The sequence below is a fragment of the Paraburkholderia sp. EG287B genome (genome assembly GCF_040965595.1).
GTDB lineage: Bacteria > Pseudomonadota > Gammaproteobacteria > Burkholderiales > Burkholderiaceae > Paraburkholderia.
On the sequence record NZ_JBFRCG010000024.1, the window covers coordinates 116263 to 131611 of the forward strand.

The window sequence follows — 15349 nt, forward strand, 5'->3', positions numbered from 1 at the left end:
CGCGCATGAAGACGATGAAACCCGCGACGATGAAATCCGCGAGACGAGCAATACGATGAACGATCCCGCCACCCTCTCCGCTGCGCCCGCCGGCGCCGGCCGCGATACGCGCCGCTCGCTGTTCTCGCGGCTCGCGCGCCGCGAGCCGCTCGCGATCGACGGCCTGCCGGCCTCGCTCGCTTCGCTCGGCGCGGGCCAGGTGCACGTGGTCTACGCGAGCGCCTCGCCGGCGCGCGACGCGCTGTTCTGGCAAACCGCCACCGCCGCGCTCACGGGCCCCGCCACCGTCCTTTCCACGCGTGACGGCGCGAGCCTCGCGGCCGCGCTGCTCGACCATGGCGTCGATCTCGACAGGAGCGGTTCGACGCATGCGTGGGCAAACGTATGCGCGGTGCGCCCGCTGCCGGAGCGCGACGGCGCGCAGGTGCTGATCGAAGCGCTCAACGCGCTCGCCGAGCAGTGCGCCGCGCCCGAAAGCCAGTTCTTCATCGAAGGCGCGGACGTGTTCTTCAACTGGCAGGACCCCGCCGCGCTTGCAGCGCAGGGCGCGCAACTCGCGGGCTGGTGCGCACAGCATCGCTATGGTGTGCTGATGGTGGCGGCGCCGCCCGGCCTCGGCGACGATCAGGAGCATCCCGAGCTGGCCGCCTTCCAGGCGCGCTTCGCGGGCGCCGCGCAATTGCACCAGGTGCAGGGTCAGTATCACTGGGAAGTCGCGTTCTGGCGCGCGGGCGATGCCGTGCACGGCAGCCAGAGCGTGCCGCTGCGCTTTTCCGCCGCCGATCACCGGCTCACGGTTTCGGGCGGCACCTTCGAAACCGAGATCGGCGAGGCGGGCCTGCTCGCGCCCGACGAAGGCCGCGTGATCGTTTCGCGCGACGCGCTGTTGCACGAGCGCGTCCTGCCGCCCGCCTGGCAGATCGTCGACAACAACGAGGCCGCGGTGGCCGCCGCGCGCACCTCGGTCGCGGCCACGGTGATCCTCGATTTCAGCGTGAACCGCGACCTCGAAATGCTCGCGGAGCAGGTGCACACGCTGCGCCTGCAGTGCGGCGAAGCGCTCAAGATCATCGTCCGCGAGGACGCCGTGGCCATGCGCTACGAGTCGCTCATGCTCAACCTCGGCGCGAACCGCGTGATCGCGCGACAGACGCCGCTCGCGCAGGTCGAGGCCATCGTCGACAGTCTGCAGGGCCAGGTGTATTCGCGGCCCATGCCCGCCGATTACCGTGCGGCGCTCGCCGCCGTGGTGCACGGCGAGGAGAGCGGCTACGTAGGCGCCGCGCACTTCGTCGAACTCGTGAGCGCGGCGGTGGAGCGCAGCCGCGTGATCCAGCTGCCGAGCGTGCTGATTCGCCTCGCGCTGATGCCGGAAGTCGCGCACGTGGATGCGCTCAAGGCGTGCCATCTGCGCCGCGCGGGCGACATCGTGACGGCGAGCGGCGACAGCCTCTACGTGTTCTTCTTCGCCTGCCGCCTGAGCGACGCCGACGCCGTGTGCCAGCGCGTGTTCCAGCGGCCGCTCGCCGAGCTGTTCCAGGGCGAGGAGCGCTACGGCGACGGCCGCGCGATCACGGAGGCGCTGGCCACGCTCGGCGACGAAATCGACAGCACGCCGCCGCCCGACTATTCGGGCTGGCTCGCGATCAACGAGGGGCAGCCCGCCGCGGCCGCGGCCGTCTCCGTGCAGGCCAACGGCCAGACCGTACCGCCGGCGGCGGCTTCCGCGATTGCACCGGGCGCAGCGACGGCAGCCACGACGGCAACCGCAGTGCCGGAACCCGCAGTGCCCGTCAACATCGCTCCCATAAACGGCGACCTGTTGCCCGCGCTCGACGCCGCCGCGCGCACCGACAACGCGAAACCGCGCGCCGCGCCGCAGCGCGCGCCGCTGCCGCTCAAAGCATAGGAGAGCGACATGAACATCTTCCTCGGTTACTTCGTCTGGGGCTTGATACTGGCCGTGCCGCTCTACTGGATCGGCTGGCGCCTGCGTCTCGCGCGCTTCGTGCCCATGTGGCTGCGCCCCGCGCGCTCGCGCCCGCTCCAGCTCCCGCCGCAGGTCGACGCCCTGCTGATTCGCGGCCAGCGCCGCTTCGGCCAGACGGGGCCGCGCCGATGAAGACCATCGCCATCGTCTCCAGCGTGGGCGGTGCGGGCCGCACCACCCTTACCGCCGCGCTCGCCGGTCTGCTGGCGGCGCGCGAACACGTTGCGCTCGCCGCGGAATGCGACCCGCGCAACGTGCTGGCGCTGCATTTCGGCCTGCGCGAGAGCGCGCGCGAAGGGCTCGTCACGCATCTGGCAGGCGGCCCGGGCGCCGGCGACGCCTGGTCGCGCGCCGCGCTGCAAAGCGACGACGGCGTGCTCGTGCTGCCGTGGGGCAGCCTCGCGGGCGGCCATGCATCCAATGACCCGCGCGACGACGACGCCAGCGCGCTGCTCGACGCGCGCCCCGGCTGGCTGCGCGAACTGCTCGCCCGCGTTGACCTGCCCGCGCAAACGATCGCGCTCGTCGATGCGGGCACGTGGCCCTCGGCACACGCACGCCAGGCGATCGATGCCGCCGACCTCGTGCTCGGCGTCCTCACGCCCTGCGCGACCGCCTGCGCGACGCTGCCGCGCCTGATCGCCGCGCTCGTGCGCGCGCAGAAGCGCAGCGTGTTCGTCGCCAATGCGGTCGTGCCCGCGCGCCAGTTGCACATGGACGTCGTTTCACTGCTGCGCGCGCGCCTCGGCGCCGCCATGCTGCCGTATCTCGTGCATGCGGACACCGGCGTGCCCGCCGCGCTCGCCGCCGGCGAGAACTTCTGCCTGAGCGCGCCCAGCTCGCAGGCCGCGCACGACCTTCACGGCATCGCCTCGTGGCTCTCGCACTGGAGCACGGGGGCGAGCCTCGACGCACCCGACGAACTGCTCGCGCAACACGTTGCGCGCGGGAGCACGCCATGATCCGCGAGCGCATCGTCGGCCTGTGGACGGCGTTCTGGGTGTCACTGCGCCACCTGAGCGCGCCCGAGCTCAATCTCGCGCCCGACGCGCCGGGTGGCCAGTGGCTGCTGCGCGCCTTCTTCCGGCCGCCGCGCCCAGGCCAGCGCGACGTGCCCGCGCTCGCCTTCGCGCAGCTCGGCAAGGACATCCGCCAGCGCCTGAACATCGGCCGCGACCGCACCGCTGGAGCGTGGCTCCAGCGCATCTTCCTGCGCCCGCGGCGCGCGCGTCAGCGTCTCGCCGCCGATCTGCGCAAGCTTCACAAGGCGCCGCAAGGGCATCATCGTTTCGCGCTGCGCGCGTGGCTCGACAGGCGGCTCGAACCCATCTATCGCCGCGCCGCGCGCGCGAGCGCGGCAGTCGGCGCGCGCCTGCCCGACGTGCCGTGGGAAGGCATCGAGCAGCAACTCGAAAAGCTTTCGGCGGCGCTCGACAGCGTGCCCTATCTGCGCCAGGGCCTCCTGTGGCTCGCGTTCGTCGCGGCGGTCGCCGTGTGCACGACGCCGCTGCCGTTCGCCGGCCAGGTGCTGCTGTTCCTGCTCGTGTACGTCGTGGTGATGATCGCGCGCCGCCTGCCGGGGCGCCTCGCCACCATGCTCATGGTGATGCTCTCGATCCTCATGACGGGCCGCTACGTCTGGTGGCGCAGCACGCAAACTCTGCATCTTTCGAGCCCCGCCGAGGCCATCGTCGGCTACATCCTCTACGCGGCCGAGCTTTATACGTGGATTGTGCTGATCTTCGGCTATGTGCAGACCGCGTGGCCGCTGCGCCGCAAGCCGCAGCCGCTGCCCGACGACCCCGCCGACTGGCCGACCGTCGACCTCTACATTCCGACCTACAACGAGCCGCTTTCGGTGGTGCGGCCAACCGTGTTCGCGGCAAGCTCGATCGACTGGCCGCGCGACAAGCTGCGCGTCTACATTCTCGACGACGGCGACCGCGACGAATTCCGCGACTTCGCGCGCGAGGCGGGCGTGGGCTACCTGCGCCGCGACGAACACACACATGCGAAGGCCGGCAACATCAATCACGCGATGCCGCTCACGCAAGGCGAATACATCGCGATTTTCGACTGCGACCACATTCCCACGCGCTCCTTCCTGCAAACGACCATAGGCGTCTTTCTCGCCGATAAAAAATGCGCGATGGTGCAGACACCGCACCACTTCTTCTCGCCCGATCCGTTCGAGCGCAACTTCGACACGTTCCACCGCGTGCCCAACGAAGGCAGCCTGTTCTACGGGCTGATCCAGGACGGCAACGACTTCTGGGACGCCACGTTCTTCTGCGGCTCGTGCGCGGTCATCAAGCGCTCGGCGCTCGAGCACATTGGCGGCATCGCGACCGAGACCGTGACCGAGGACGCCCACACCTCGCTGCGGCTGCATCGCCACGGCTATACGTCGGCCTACCTGCGCACCGTGCAGGCGGCGGGCCTCGCCACCGACAGCCTCGCCGACCACATCGGCCAGCGCATCCGCTGGGCCCGCGGCATGACGCAGATCTTCCGCGTCGACAATCCATGGATCGGCAAGGGGCTCTCGTTCTTCCAGCGCATGTGCTACAGCAACGCCATGCTGCACTTCTTTTACGGCTTCCCGCGGCTCATCTTCCTCGTGATGCCCGGCGCGTACCTGTATTTCGGACTGCATGTGATCAACACGCCTGCGCCCGTGATCCTCGCTTACGTGGTGCCGTATCTGGTGATTGCAGCGATTGCCAACTCGCGCATCCAGGGACGCTACCGGCATTCGTTCTGGGCCGAAGCGTATGAGTCCGTGCTCGCGTGGTACATCGTGCTGCCTACCACCATGGCGCTCATCAATCCGAAGCTCGGCAAGTTCAACGTGACCTCGAAGGGCGGCCATATCGAGCACGAGTATCTCGACTGGACGATTTCGAAGCCCTACCTCGTGCTGCTCGCGATCAATGTGTGCTCGGTGCTCGCCGGCATCGGCCGCCTCACGATCTGGCGGTCCGAGGAGCCCGCCACCGTGTTCATGAACCTCTTCTGGGCCGGCGTGAATCTCACCATTCTCGGGCTCGCGCTCGGCGTGGCCAAAGAAGCGAAGCAGGTGCGCGTAGCGCACCGCATTCCGCTGCGCGTGCCCGCCATGCTCACGCTGCCCGACGGCCGCACGCTCGCCTGCAAGACCGAGAACTATTCGATGGGCGGCATCGGCCTCATGCTGCCCGCCGACGCCGTCGCGAAGCTCGAGCCCGGCGAGCGCATCAACGTGACGCTCGCGCGCGGCGTGCTGGAGCACGACTTCCCCGCTGTGGTCGCGCGTCTGGCCGACCGGCGCCTCGGCGTGCGCTTCGTCGGCATGACGATGGAGATGGAGCGCAAGCTCGTGGAATGCACGTTCGGCCGCGCCGATGCCTGGCTCGAATGGGAGGACGTGCCGCCCTCCGACGCGCCGCTGCACGGCCTCATTCAGCTGATCGAGCTGAGCTGGCAAGGCTACATGCGCCTCATCGACGCGTTCTTCGACGCGCTGGAAAACCTCTTCACTCGACGCCGGGCCGGCCAGGTCCGCCAGCCCTGATAACCGGAACCACCGCTACACCCTGGAACGCGAAACACTATGGGTCTCTGGAATCTCTACTTCCTCGCCAAGCTGTACCTCTACTCGATCGGCACGCTCAAACCCGAGTGGTGGATGAACTTCGCCTTCGTCATCCTGCTGCTCGTGCCGCTGCACAACCGGTGGCTGCGTATCGCGCGCAATGGGATCGCCGTGATCGTGGGCATCGCCATTGCGTACCACGAGTCGAGCATGCCCGACATCGGCCGGGCGATCTCGCAGATCCCCGTGCTCCTCACCTTCACGCCCTCGTACATGTTCGAACTCACGCGGCGCGTGATTTCGCTTTCGATGGTCGTGTCGGCGGTGATCGCCGTGCTGCTCTACTTCCTCATCAACCGCTGGGTGCGCGTGACGACGCTCGTGCTGATCGCGCTCGTCGTCATGCCGGTCTGGCAGGGCGTGGGCTCGTTCGTGGCGAACGCCACCGCCAATGCTTCGCTCGCCAGCACCGGCGACGAGGACAGCGGCACGGGCAAGAAGCGCGACGAGCAGTCGGGCAGCTACGACCAGCAGCTCGCGGCGTTCCGCGCCAACGAAGAAGGCCGGCACGTGAGTTTCACGCCGCTCACCACCGATGCGAGCGCGCAGTTCGACATCATCGTGGTGCATATCTGCTCGCTCTCGTGGAACGACATGGATGTCGTGAAGATGCGCAACAACCCGCTCTTCTCGCGCTTCGACTACATCTTCCAGAACTTCAGCTCGGGGGCCAGCTATAGCGGGCCCGCCGCGATCCGCGTGCTGCGCGCCACCTGCGGGCAGGAGCCGCACAAGGCGCTCTATGACCCCGCGCCTGCCGAGTGCCACCTGTTCGCGCAGCTCGCGCAGGCCGGCTACACGCCGAACGCGCTGCTCAACCACAACGGCCGTTTCGACAATTTCCGCAGCACGGTGATCAGTGAAATCGGCGTGCCGGGCGTGACGATCCCCGCGAACGAAGGCTTCCCGGAGTTCATGAAGGAGTTCGACGGTTCCACGCTGGCCGACGACTACGACGTGCTCGCGCGCTGGTACAAGCAGCGCATTGCCGCTGGCGGCGGGCCAGTCGCGCTCTACTACAACACGGTCTCGATGCACGACGGCAACCGGCTGCCCACGCCGAACGACAAGCTCACGAGCCTGCAGTCCTACCCGATTCGCCTGCAGCGGCTGCTCGGAGACGTCGACAAGCTGATCGACCTCGTCGCGCAGTCGGGGCGCAAGGCGGTGATCGTCTTCGTACCCGAACACGGCGCGGCGCTACAGGGCGAAGAGAACCAGATTGCCGGCATGCGCGAGATCCCCACGCCGAACATCGTCCACGTGCCGGTGGGCGTGAAGGTGGTGGGTCTGCCGGCCGGCAGCGAGCACACCGGCGGCGTGACGACGATCGACACGCCCACGAGCTATCTCGCGCTCGCGCAGCTGCTGTCGAATCTCGTGGCGCACAGCCCGTTCGCCACCGGCGCGCCGCCGCTCGCGCAGTATGCGAACAACCTGCCGCAAACGCGCATGGTCGGCGAAAACGAAGGCACGGTGACGATGACGACGCCCACCGGCTACGTGATCCATACGCCGGACGGCGTGTGGGTGGAGGGCAAGTAATGGCGATGCGCTTGTGGGGGTCCGGCCGGCGTTCGCGCAGTGGTCCCGCGCTGCCGAGCGATATCGACGCGCTCGCGCGTCTCGTCGACGGCGTGGACCGCGACCGTTATCTCGACGTTCAAGCCGAGGACGCCTGGCAGGCGGCCGCGCAGCGCTGGCCACTGGTGGCGGCCGTGCTGGAGCTGCCGGTTGAAGGGGAAAAGGACTGAGTTAGCGCGCGAACTCGCGGGCCACGACCCGCCGCCGTTTTTGCTCGACGGCGACCAGCGTCGTGGGACCCGTGCCGGTGCGCGCCGCTTCGCGGGTCATCGCGCCAGTTCCTCAGTGATCCTGATGATCCCTGGTCTGATGCGCTCGTACTTCAGTCACCGAATCGAACAACGCCTCGGCACGCGCCAGTTCGTCCAGCGCGTGGTCGAGCCGTGATTGCGCGGCGCCATAGGCGAGCGGCGCGGCCACGTGGTCGTGGGCCTCGCCACGCAGGGCGCGAAATGCCCGGTCGACGTTGCGGCTCGCCTCAAAAAAGCGTTGCGCGGCCTCGGCCTCTTGTGAACGGATGTGAATCGCCATGGAAGAGTTCCATTGTGAGCTGTGTCCAGTCTCCCGCCCGGGAGACATGGCGCGTTCTTGCGCCGCCAAGCCGTGAAGACGCCGTGTGCTCGGCAGGCGGCAGGTCGAAGAGATCGCGCGTGACGCCGCGCGCCTGTTGTGCGCAGGCCTCGCTGCGCACGCGTTTGGTGAGATCTGCGTAGGTGTCGAAGTCGCCCATGCGCGACGCCTCGTGAATGGCCGCGAGGTCGCGCGCCTTGACGAGCGTGGGCTGCGTGAGCCGCACGAAGTACGGCGCCTCCAGCTCCGCCGTGAACACGAGCGGATGGCTCTTGCCGCCCGCCTGGGCCGCGCGCTCGACGCAATCCACCACTACCGTGCCCTGCGAGCGGCTTGGCGGCTTCGCCGTGCTCACGCTGCGCAGCCGCTCCGGAACCACCCGCAGCGAGCTGCCGACGCTCAGTTCGGTTGGCGAGACGCACACGAGCGCGTAGTGATGCTCGCGCGCGGCGCCCGAGGGCAGCGTGGCGCTGCTCGTGACGAACACGTGCTGCGGGAGCTGGCGCACCTGGCCACTCGCATCGACCCACGCATTCCAGACGACCACGCCGGCACGCTTGGCGCACTTGTCTTGCGTGGCGCGCGGGCGGCTCGCCGCCGGCGAGAACAGGGCGAGCAGCGAGCCCGTGCGCAGCGCGGCGACTTGAGCGCTGTTGCCGAGCGACTGGCCGATGCCCCACAGGAAACGCCCGCCGCCCTGCCGACGCTCCCACTCCTTGCGCAGGACCAGCGTGGGGAGATCGACGCCGGCCTCTGGCCCGATTCGGGACCAGCAAAACGTGGGCGGTAGGTGTTGTAGTGCCATCGACTTCCTCGGAATGCAGCCGCCCGCCGATTTTGGCGGGCAATTCAATAACTGTTACTGTATAGGTATAATGCATGACATGGAAGCCCCAGATACTCATTTTCCGGTGCAGGAACTGCTGCGGCGGTTATCGGACGATTCACGCTCTGCCAGCGAAATTGCGCGGCTTTCCGGGGTCAGCCAGCCTACTGTCTCGCGTCTTCGCACGTCGAACGGGCGGCGGGTACGCCGGAGTGCGTCATTCAATAAGCTATGCAGTTTCTATGGTGTGCAGGCGCGGCCGTCGAGCCGGCACGCCGCCGCCTACAACGAATTGCTGCGCAATGCGATCGTCGAGGCGTGGGACGGCTCGGAAGAGCACGGCCGCGCGCTGCTCGTCGTCATCAAGGGATTGAAGGAGTTGAGGGAACGGGGCGCGTAGATTCGCCTGGGTGGGCTTGGGCGGTGCGTTTTGCGCGAGGGCGCCAAAGGTAACCATCCATGGGAAATTCGGCGTGCCTTTCGGGGCGACAGGGGCGCCACGAACCGTGCGGAGGCCATGACTGGCCGGCCAATCCCCATATGTGGTGACCTTTGCGTTTTCCTGCGCCGCGGGCGACTCAAACGTATGATGTGAGTGCGCACACCGCAGCCGCCCGATCGCAATGTTCGACACTTGCCACCAGAGCACCGCGCCCATCATGTCCGCCGACACTGCCCCCACCCACACGAATGCTCCCGCCACGCTGCGCGGCCAGTGCCTTTGCGGCGCCGTGCGCTATGCGGTAGCCAATGCGTTCCGCTACGCATTCAATTGCCACTGCTCGCAGTGCCGCCGCGCCACGGGTTCCGCGTTCAAGCCGTTTGCGGGCATCGAAAGCGGGGCGCTGCGACTCACCGAGGGCGAAGGGCAGACGCTGGTCTACGGCGACCCGCAGGCCGCCCACGACATCCATTGCGGCCGCTGCGGCTCGCTGCTCTATTCAGTCGTGCGCGAAGGGGCCTATGTGCACGTGACGCTCGGCACGCTGACCGATCCGCCCGACATCCGCCCCGCCGGCCATATCTTCGTGCGCTCGAAAGCGCCGTGGTTCGAGATCGCCGATTCGCTGCCCCAGTACGACGAATTCCCGCCCTGACGCTGCGTGCGTCGTCTCCGTCGCATGGCGCCATCGGCGAGCGTGGCAGCGGCCATCCCGGTATCGCCGCGCTACTGCCTGTCGTCGCGTTGATCGGCTAGTCTCGAAGCGCCCTTTCCTCTTGTCACAGGAACCGCGAGCCCCATATGGACTCCATGACGATCGAGACGTACACGAGTGGCGCTGCAGACTACGCAGCCGAATGGGCGAATCAGCCTGCGCCCGACGACCTCTATGCGCGTCTCATGCAGTATTTCCGGCGGGAGGGAAGGACGGTGGACATCGGCTGCGGGTCGGGCCGCGACGTGGCATGGCTGAACGCCCATGGTTACCCGACGACGGGCTACGACGCGTCGGAGGGTCTGATCGCACAGGCCGCCGCCGACTACCCGCAGTACGCCTTCGGTCTTGCCGCGTTGCCCGAACTGAAGGATGTGCCCGCCGCGAGCTTTGACAACGTCCTCTGCGAGACCGTGATCATGCATTTGCCCGTCGCGCAGGTCGGCGCGGCCTGCCGCCGTCTCGTCGAACTGCTCGAGCCCGGCGGCGTGCTCTATCTGAGCTGGCGCGTAACCGACGGCGAGAGCGCACGCGACCCGGCGGGACGTCTATATAGTGCGTTCGATCCGGCGCTCGTCACCGGCGCGCTCGAGGGCACGACCATCGCGCTCGACGAGGAGGCGGTCAACCGGTCCTCCGGCAAACGCGTTCAACGTATTGTCGCGATTCGCGCGTGAGCGCTGCCGCGCATGACGATCGGACAACGGGGAATTCGCGGGGAATAACAGCGTGCCATAGGCGAGGCGAGTGACAAAAACGTGAACTTCTCGCTTGAAAATGGGTCTAAGGGACTCATGTAGGAAATATGTAAGGTGGAGCGCTATCAAGCGGTACGACCCTAAAGGCGGACAATGTGCCGCAAACACGACGATTCGGGTTGCCTCGCATGCCGTAACGCACTACCATACGCGGTCTTTCTGCATTGCACGAAAATCCAGGCTGCCACGTCGTCAGACGTTTGGCGCTCGCTTGGCGGGACCGGCATGCGCCCCCGCCCACTCCCCTGCAATTTCGTCATCGCCAGGACGCCACGCCGCTGGCGCGTGACCCTTTTTGCCCTTGTCGGGCTATCCCTTCGAGGAGAATGTATTGACAAGCCATGACCGGGACGACGCGCTGACCTCGTCTGCCCGCCCCGCACGCCGCTCGTCCAAAGACAAGACCGGCGATACGACGCCCATGGACGCAGGCTCGCAACTCGAAAAACGCCAGCATCAAATGCGGGCGCTCATCAAGCTCGGCCGTGAACGCGGTTATCTGACCCACGCGGACATCAACGACCATCTGCCCGACAACTTCGCGCAGACGGCCGCGCTGGAAACGATCGTCGCCACGTTCAACGACATGGGCGTGCAGGTGTACGAACAGGCGCCCGACGCCGACACGCTGCTCCTGAACGAAGATTCCCGCGCCGACCAGCAGGCCGACGACGAAGCCGACGAAGAAGTCGAAGTCGCGCTCTCGACCGTCGACTCCGAATTCGGCCGCACGACCGACCCCGTACGCATGTACATGCGCGAAATGGGTTCGAGCGAGCTGCTCACGCGCGCCGGCGAAATCGAAGTGGCGAAGCGCATCGAAGATGGCCTCCAGGAAATGATCCAGGCGATCGCGGCATGCCCGTCGATCGTCGCGACCATCCTCGCCGACGCCGACCGCGTCGCGGCTGAAGAGATGCGCATCGACGAACTCGTCGACGGCATCGGCAGCGACGAAGCCGCGCAGGAACCGGCCGCGGCGGCCGACGCAGACGCGAGCGAAGAAGTCGAAGCCCAGGCATCGGAAGAAGAAGAGTCGGACGACTCGGACGACGACGAAGACAGCGACGCCGACAACAGCAAGGCCAACGAAGCCCTGCTCGCGCAACTGAAGGCAGACAGCCTCGCGATCTTCGCGCGCGTTCGCACGCTGTTCGAACAGATGGCCTGCACGTCGGACGCGAATGCGCGCGCCTCGGCCGCGGAAATGCAGATCTGCGCCGACATCCAGACGGAACTCGCGCCGATCCGCTTCACGGCCCGCACCATCGACCGCCTGTGCTCGCTGCTGCACGAGCAGGTCGCGCAGATTCGCGCGATCGAGCGCAATGTGCTCTCCATCGTCGTCGATCGCTGCGGCATGCCGCGCGAAGCCTTCGTCGAGCAGTTCCCGGGCCACGAGACCGATCTGGACTGGGGCGTGCGCGCCGCAGCCGCGTCGAGCAAGTACGGTCCGTCGATCGAGCGCAGCCTGCCGGCTATCCAGGCAGAGCAGCGCAAGCTCGCCGAGATCGAAGCGGCCGCATCGCTGTCGCTGCAGCAGATCAAGGCGATCAATCGCCGCATGACCGTCGCCGAATCGAAGATGCGTCAGGCGAAGGGTGAGATGGTCAAGGCCAACCTGCGTCTCGTGATCTCGATCGCGAAGAAGTACGTGAACCGCGGCATGCAGTTCCTCGACCTGATCCAGGAAGGCAACATCGGCCTGATGAAGGCGGTGGACAAGTTCGAATATCGCCGCGGCTGGAAGTTCTCGACGTACGCGACGTGGTGGGTGCGTCAGGCCGTGACGCGTGCGCTCGCCGACCAGGCGCGCACGATCCGCGTGCCGGTGCACATGATCGAAACGATCAACAAGCTCAACCGCATTTCGCGCGAGATCCTGCAACAAACGGGTATGGAAGCGCATCCGGCGGACCTCGCCGCGCGCATGGGCATGACCGAAGAGAAGGTGCGCGGCATCCTCAAGATCGCCAAGCAGCCGGTCTCGCTCGAAAGCCCGGTGGGCGACGACGGCGACGCGACGCTCGGCGACATGATCGAGGACGCAGGTTCGGCCTCGCCGGCCGATGCCGCGATCCACGCGAACATGCGTGCTGCCATCGACGAGGCGCTCAAGGCTCTCTCGCCGCGCGAAGCGAAGGTGCTGCGTATGCGCTACGGCATCGACACGACGTCGGACCACACGCTCGAAGAAGTGGGCAAGCAGTTCGACGTGACGCGCGAGCGTATCCGCCAGATCGAAAGCAAGGCGATGCGCAAGCTGATGCACCCGAGCCGCGCAGACAAGCTGCGTCCGTTCCTCGAGCGCTAAGCGGATTTATCGCTGCGCTCTCTGGAGCCGGATTGAAAAAAGCCCGTCACCTTCCGGTGACGGGCTTTTTCTTTATGCGACGCGAACGCCAGTCAGTCCGTGCCGTATTTCGGCGAGCGCGGACCGTAGAGCAGGCCCGTTGGCGGGCCCGCGTGCAGCAGACGATAGCTCGTGACACCGGCGATATCGTGGCTCTTGTCGGTCAGCGAATTCGCGACCTGCTTGATTGCCGCCACCACCAGCATGCCAATCAGGCCGCCGCCACTGCTGTTGTTGCCTTCGTTGCTGCTGGCGCTTGCCGCGCCTTGCCACAGCACCTTGCCGGTTTTCAGATCGACGAGTTTCGCCGTCGCCGTCACCACCGTCGCGCTGTCGAGCACACGGTATTGCGTCCCGAATTGCGTGATCTTCGAGTACACCACCGCATCGGCGCCGAAGATCTCGCGCAGCTTCTCCGGCGGGGTCTGCTGGATGTCGCCTGCCGTCGTCATCCCATTCTGCTTGAACGTCTCCTCCATGACCGCGACCGGAATCACGTAGTAGCCCGCCTCGGCGAGCGGCATCGTCATCTGGGAGAGCATGCTGTTCGACGCATTCACATCCGTCGTCGCGTTGTCGGGCGGCAGCACGAGGATCGAGCGCGGGCGCGCGTTCTTGAACGCCGTGTAATCCGCGTGCTTGACCGGCTGTGCACAGGCGGCCAGCAATGCGAGCGCGGACAGAGCCAGCCAGAGCTTGAGAGTGGAAAATCTGGACATGTCGGTACGCTCGCTTATTGTTGTTTCGGTTTCTTCATGAGGAAGTCCATATAGGTCGACGACTCCGGGAACAGGTGCTTCTCGGCGTCGAATTCCTGCATGGCTTGCGTGTCGTTGCCGACGTTCGCGTAGAGCAAGCCCAGTTGTGCATGGAATCCGGGCGGGGGCGTGTTGCCCTTCGCACGGATCTCCTGCAGCGACTTTTCGAGCGCATCGATCTGTTGCTGTGGCGCCTTCTCGCCCTTCAGGTAGTCGTAGACTCCGGGCTGATAGCCGCTCCACTGGTAGAGCGGTGGCGTGGTGTTCGCGCAGCCTGCGAGCAGCAGCGTTGCCGCCGTGATGGGCAGGCAGAGTCCCCGAAGCGTGCCGGTGTATTTCATGAAAACCCCGTATGAGTAGTTGTTCTGATCTGGCGTGGAGCGCGGACGTGCGCGGTTAGTGAGCGGTGCGCAGCGCGCCCGCGTCGACCTGGTCGGCGAGATGGTTGACCGCTTCCTGGATCGCGAGCTCGAGTACTTTGCCATTGAGCGTCGAGTCGTAGCTCGCGGTGCCCCCAAAGCCAATGATCTCGCGGTTCGAAAGGCTGTACTCGCCCGCGCCCTGCGCCGATGCGACGACTTCCGAAGTCGTGGTATCGACAACGTTGATGCTCACCTTCGCGTAGGCGATCTGGTTCTTGCCGCTGCCGAGAATGCCGAACAGCTGGTGATCGCCGACTTCCTTGCGACCGAACTCAGTGACGTCGCCGGTAATGACATAGTTGGCGCCCTTGATCGCCTGGGCCTTCTTGGTGAAGCCCGCTTCCTGGCGGATCTCGTCGAGGTTGTCGCGATCGAGCACGCTGAAGCGGCCGCTTTGCTGCATCGACGTGATCAGGATGGTCTTGGCCTGCCCGCCGAGCCGGTCAATGCCGTCGGAGAAGATGCCGCGCATGTAGCTCGAGCGATTATCGAACTTGCCGACTGCGATCTGCACCGGCTTGCCGACGGCAGGGCGCTGCGCGCTGGTGACAGGCGGCACTGGCAGCGAACGCGACGACTCCGTCGCGCAACCGCCGAGGGCTGCGATGGTGGCGGCGGCGAGAAGCGCACCCCACGTTTTGGACGACTTCATGAATTCTCCTTGTTGTCAGGGCAAAAACGGCTGGACAAGGGAGATTGGCGAGATGCGGTGCCAGACGGCGGAGGCGTGCACGCTGAGCACGCAGGGCGTCCCCGCAAGCGTCGTTGCGGCGGAGATAGAGGGCGCAGAGCTTCGCTGCGCGCGCAAGTCATTCCATCGGTCGTGCATGTTTCTCGCTTCCCGCAGGCGAGTGCATGCGCGGAAGCTCCCCGGTTTTTATTGGTGTAGCGTGTGATCTTTAGTTTGTAGTTAATGACTACACACGCGTCTATCGGCCGGATTAGGGAGAAACTTTAGGAAAATTGCAATTTAATGCGAATCAGATTTTTATTTGCGCGATTTCTGAGGCGTATTGACGCATGCATGAAATGCGATTTAAAGCGGTTTGGAGATTTTTGGTATTGGCCGCGAATAAATCAGGTCGCTGGAAATGATTGTTTTTTCTTGCGCCCAAACGCCAGAACCCCGGTGCTCTTTCGGAGACACCGGGGTTCTGGACGTTACAGCATGAGGAGCCTGACGATTACCTACTTTCACACGGGCAATCCGCACTATCATCGGCGTGGAGCTGTTTCACGGTCCTGTTCGGGATGGGAAGGGGTGGGACCAGCTCGCTATGGTCATCAGGCATGACGG

The 15349-nt window shown here is 66.1% G+C and carries 15 protein-coding genes and 1 rRNA gene; 10 read left to right on the forward strand and 6 right to left on the reverse strand.

What is annotated here, in order from left to right; genetic code table 11:
• The first annotated feature begins 55 nt into the window (after window positions 1-55).
• From bcsE to bcsR, 6 genes are read left to right on the forward strand one after another with little or no spacing between them, the layout of a single operon-like run.
• Window positions 56-1909, forward strand: a complete 1854-nt coding sequence (bcsE, locus tag AB4Y40_RS35370; RefSeq protein WP_368691799.1) for a cellulose biosynthesis protein BcsE — start codon at window positions 56-58, stop codon at window positions 1907-1909.
• Between the two features lie 9 nt (window positions 1910-1918).
• Window positions 1919-2122, forward strand: coding sequence for a hypothetical protein (locus AB4Y40_RS35375; protein WP_368691800.1), 204 nt, complete (start codon window positions 1919-1921; stop codon window positions 2120-2122).
• Window positions 2119-2952 (forward strand): cellulose biosynthesis protein BcsQ, encoded by an 834-nt coding sequence (bcsQ, locus tag AB4Y40_RS35380; RefSeq protein WP_368691801.1) that lies wholly within the window; start codon window positions 2119-2121, stop codon window positions 2950-2952. The genes AB4Y40_RS35375 and bcsQ overlap by 4 nt, the downstream gene beginning before the upstream one ends.
• Window positions 2949-5543 (forward strand): UDP-forming cellulose synthase catalytic subunit, encoded by a 2595-nt coding sequence (gene bcsA / locus AB4Y40_RS35385; protein WP_368691802.1) that lies wholly within the window; start codon window positions 2949-2951, stop codon window positions 5541-5543. The genes bcsQ and bcsA overlap by 4 nt, the downstream gene beginning before the upstream one ends.
• 39 nt (window positions 5544-5582) lie before the next feature.
• Window positions 5583-7169, forward strand: coding sequence for a cellulose biosynthesis protein BcsG (gene bcsG, locus AB4Y40_RS35390; RefSeq protein WP_368691803.1), 1587 nt, complete (start codon window positions 5583-5585; stop codon window positions 7167-7169).
• On the forward strand, window positions 7169-7378 hold the full coding sequence (bcsR, locus tag AB4Y40_RS35395; protein WP_368691804.1) for a BcsR/BcsP family cellulose biosynthesis protein: 210 nt from the start codon (window positions 7169-7171) through the stop codon (window positions 7376-7378). The genes bcsG and bcsR overlap by 1 nt, the downstream gene beginning before the upstream one ends.
• Window positions 7379-7490: 112 nt before the next feature.
• Here bcsR and AB4Y40_RS35400 read toward each other — a convergent pair whose 3' ends face one another.
• Together AB4Y40_RS35400 and AB4Y40_RS35405 are read right to left on the reverse strand one after the other, a co-directional pair.
• Window positions 7491-7739 carry a hypothetical protein gene (locus AB4Y40_RS35400; RefSeq protein WP_368691805.1) on the reverse strand — a complete coding sequence of 83 codons (249 nt, stop codon included), beginning with the start codon at window positions 7737-7739 and terminating at the stop codon, window positions 7491-7493.
• Window positions 7687-8583 (reverse strand): hypothetical protein, encoded by an 897-nt coding sequence (locus AB4Y40_RS35405; protein ID WP_368691806.1) that lies wholly within the window; start codon window positions 8581-8583, stop codon window positions 7687-7689. Before AB4Y40_RS35405 ends, AB4Y40_RS35400 begins: the two co-directional genes overlap by 53 nt.
• Before the next feature lie 79 nt (window positions 8584-8662).
• Here AB4Y40_RS35405 and AB4Y40_RS35410 point away from each other — a divergent pair, with 79 nt between their 5' ends.
• The 4 genes from AB4Y40_RS35410 to rpoD all read left to right on the forward strand — a co-directional run bounded on the left by AB4Y40_RS35410 (window position 8663) and on the right by rpoD (window position 12833).
• The gene (locus tag AB4Y40_RS35410) at window positions 8663-9004 is read left to right on the forward strand and encodes a helix-turn-helix transcriptional regulator (protein WP_342923052.1); all 342 of its coding nucleotides are present in this window, start codon (window positions 8663-8665) and stop codon (window positions 9002-9004) included.
• A gap of 259 nt (window positions 9005-9263) precedes the next feature.
• Window positions 9264-9701 carry a GFA family protein gene (locus AB4Y40_RS35415; RefSeq protein WP_368691807.1) on the forward strand — a complete coding sequence of 146 codons (438 nt, stop codon included), beginning with the start codon at window positions 9264-9266 and terminating at the stop codon, window positions 9699-9701.
• Window positions 9702-9847: 146 nt separating this feature from the next.
• Entirely contained in the window at window positions 9848-10438 is a 591-nt protein-coding gene (locus tag AB4Y40_RS35420) for a class I SAM-dependent methyltransferase (protein WP_368691808.1), read from the forward strand.
• Window positions 10439-10850: 412 nt separating this feature from the next.
• The gene (gene rpoD / locus AB4Y40_RS35425) at window positions 10851-12833 is read left to right on the forward strand and encodes an RNA polymerase sigma factor RpoD (protein ID WP_368691809.1); all 1983 of its coding nucleotides are present in this window, start codon (window positions 10851-10853) and stop codon (window positions 12831-12833) included.
• Window positions 12834-12925: 92 nt separating this feature from the next.
• Here rpoD and AB4Y40_RS35430 read toward each other — a convergent pair whose 3' ends face one another.
• The 4 genes from AB4Y40_RS35430 to rrf form a co-directional block, all read right to left on the reverse strand.
• The gene (locus AB4Y40_RS35430; RefSeq protein ID WP_368691810.1) at window positions 12926-13591 is read right to left on the reverse strand and encodes a DUF799 domain-containing protein; all 666 of its coding nucleotides are present in this window, start codon (window positions 13589-13591) and stop codon (window positions 12926-12928) included.
• Between the two features lie 14 nt (window positions 13592-13605).
• Window positions 13606-13971, reverse strand: coding sequence for a DUF4810 domain-containing protein (locus AB4Y40_RS35435; RefSeq protein ID WP_368691811.1), 366 nt, complete (start codon window positions 13969-13971; stop codon window positions 13606-13608).
• 55 nt (window positions 13972-14026) lie between these two features.
• Window positions 14027-14704 carry a CsgG/HfaB family protein gene (locus AB4Y40_RS35440; RefSeq protein WP_368691812.1) on the reverse strand — a complete coding sequence of 226 codons (678 nt, stop codon included), beginning with the start codon at window positions 14702-14704 and terminating at the stop codon, window positions 14027-14029.
• Window positions 14705-15227: 523 nt separating this feature from the next.
• Window positions 15228-15341: ribosomal RNA gene (gene rrf, locus AB4Y40_RS35445) — 5S ribosomal RNA — on the reverse strand.
• Between the last annotated feature and the right edge of the window lie 8 nt (window positions 15342-15349).

Bases quoted from the DNA above. Each gene is read 5' to 3' on its own strand.
- bcsE (WP_368691799.1), top strand. From the start codon at position 56: ATGAACGATCCCGCCACCCTCTCCGCTGCGCCCGCCGGCGCCGGCCGC.
- AB4Y40_RS35375 (WP_368691800.1), top strand. From the start codon at position 1,919: ATGAACATCTTCCTCGGTTACTTCGTCTGGGGCTTGATACTGGCCGTG.
- bcsQ (WP_368691801.1), top strand. From the start codon at position 2,119: ATGAAGACCATCGCCATCGTCTCCAGCGTGGGCGGTGCGGGCCGCACC.
- bcsA (WP_368691802.1), top strand. From the start codon at position 2,949: ATGATCCGCGAGCGCATCGTCGGCCTGTGGACGGCGTTCTGGGTGTCA.
- bcsG (WP_368691803.1), top strand. From the start codon at position 5,583: ATGGGTCTCTGGAATCTCTACTTCCTCGCCAAGCTGTACCTCTACTCG.
- bcsR (WP_368691804.1), top strand. From the start codon at position 7,169: ATGGCGATGCGCTTGTGGGGGTCCGGCCGGCGTTCGCGCAGTGGTCCC.
- AB4Y40_RS35400 (WP_368691805.1), bottom strand. From the start codon at position 7,739: ATGGCGATTCACATCCGTTCACAAGAGGCCGAGGCCGCGCAACGCTTT.
- AB4Y40_RS35405 (WP_368691806.1), bottom strand. From the start codon at position 8,583: ATGGCACTACAACACCTACCGCCCACGTTTTGCTGGTCCCGAATCGGG.
- AB4Y40_RS35410 (WP_342923052.1), top strand. From the start codon at position 8,663: ATGGAAGCCCCAGATACTCATTTTCCGGTGCAGGAACTGCTGCGGCGG.
- AB4Y40_RS35415 (WP_368691807.1), top strand. From the start codon at position 9,264: ATGTCCGCCGACACTGCCCCCACCCACACGAATGCTCCCGCCACGCTG.
- AB4Y40_RS35420 (WP_368691808.1), top strand. From the start codon at position 9,848: ATGGACTCCATGACGATCGAGACGTACACGAGTGGCGCTGCAGACTAC.
- AB4Y40_RS35430 (WP_368691810.1), bottom strand. From the start codon at position 13,591: ATGTCCAGATTTTCCACTCTCAAGCTCTGGCTGGCTCTGTCCGCGCTC.
- AB4Y40_RS35435 (WP_368691811.1), bottom strand. From the start codon at position 13,971: ATGAAATACACCGGCACGCTTCGGGGACTCTGCCTGCCCATCACGGCG.
- AB4Y40_RS35440 (WP_368691812.1), bottom strand. From the start codon at position 14,704: ATGAAGTCGTCCAAAACGTGGGGTGCGCTTCTCGCCGCCGCCACCATC.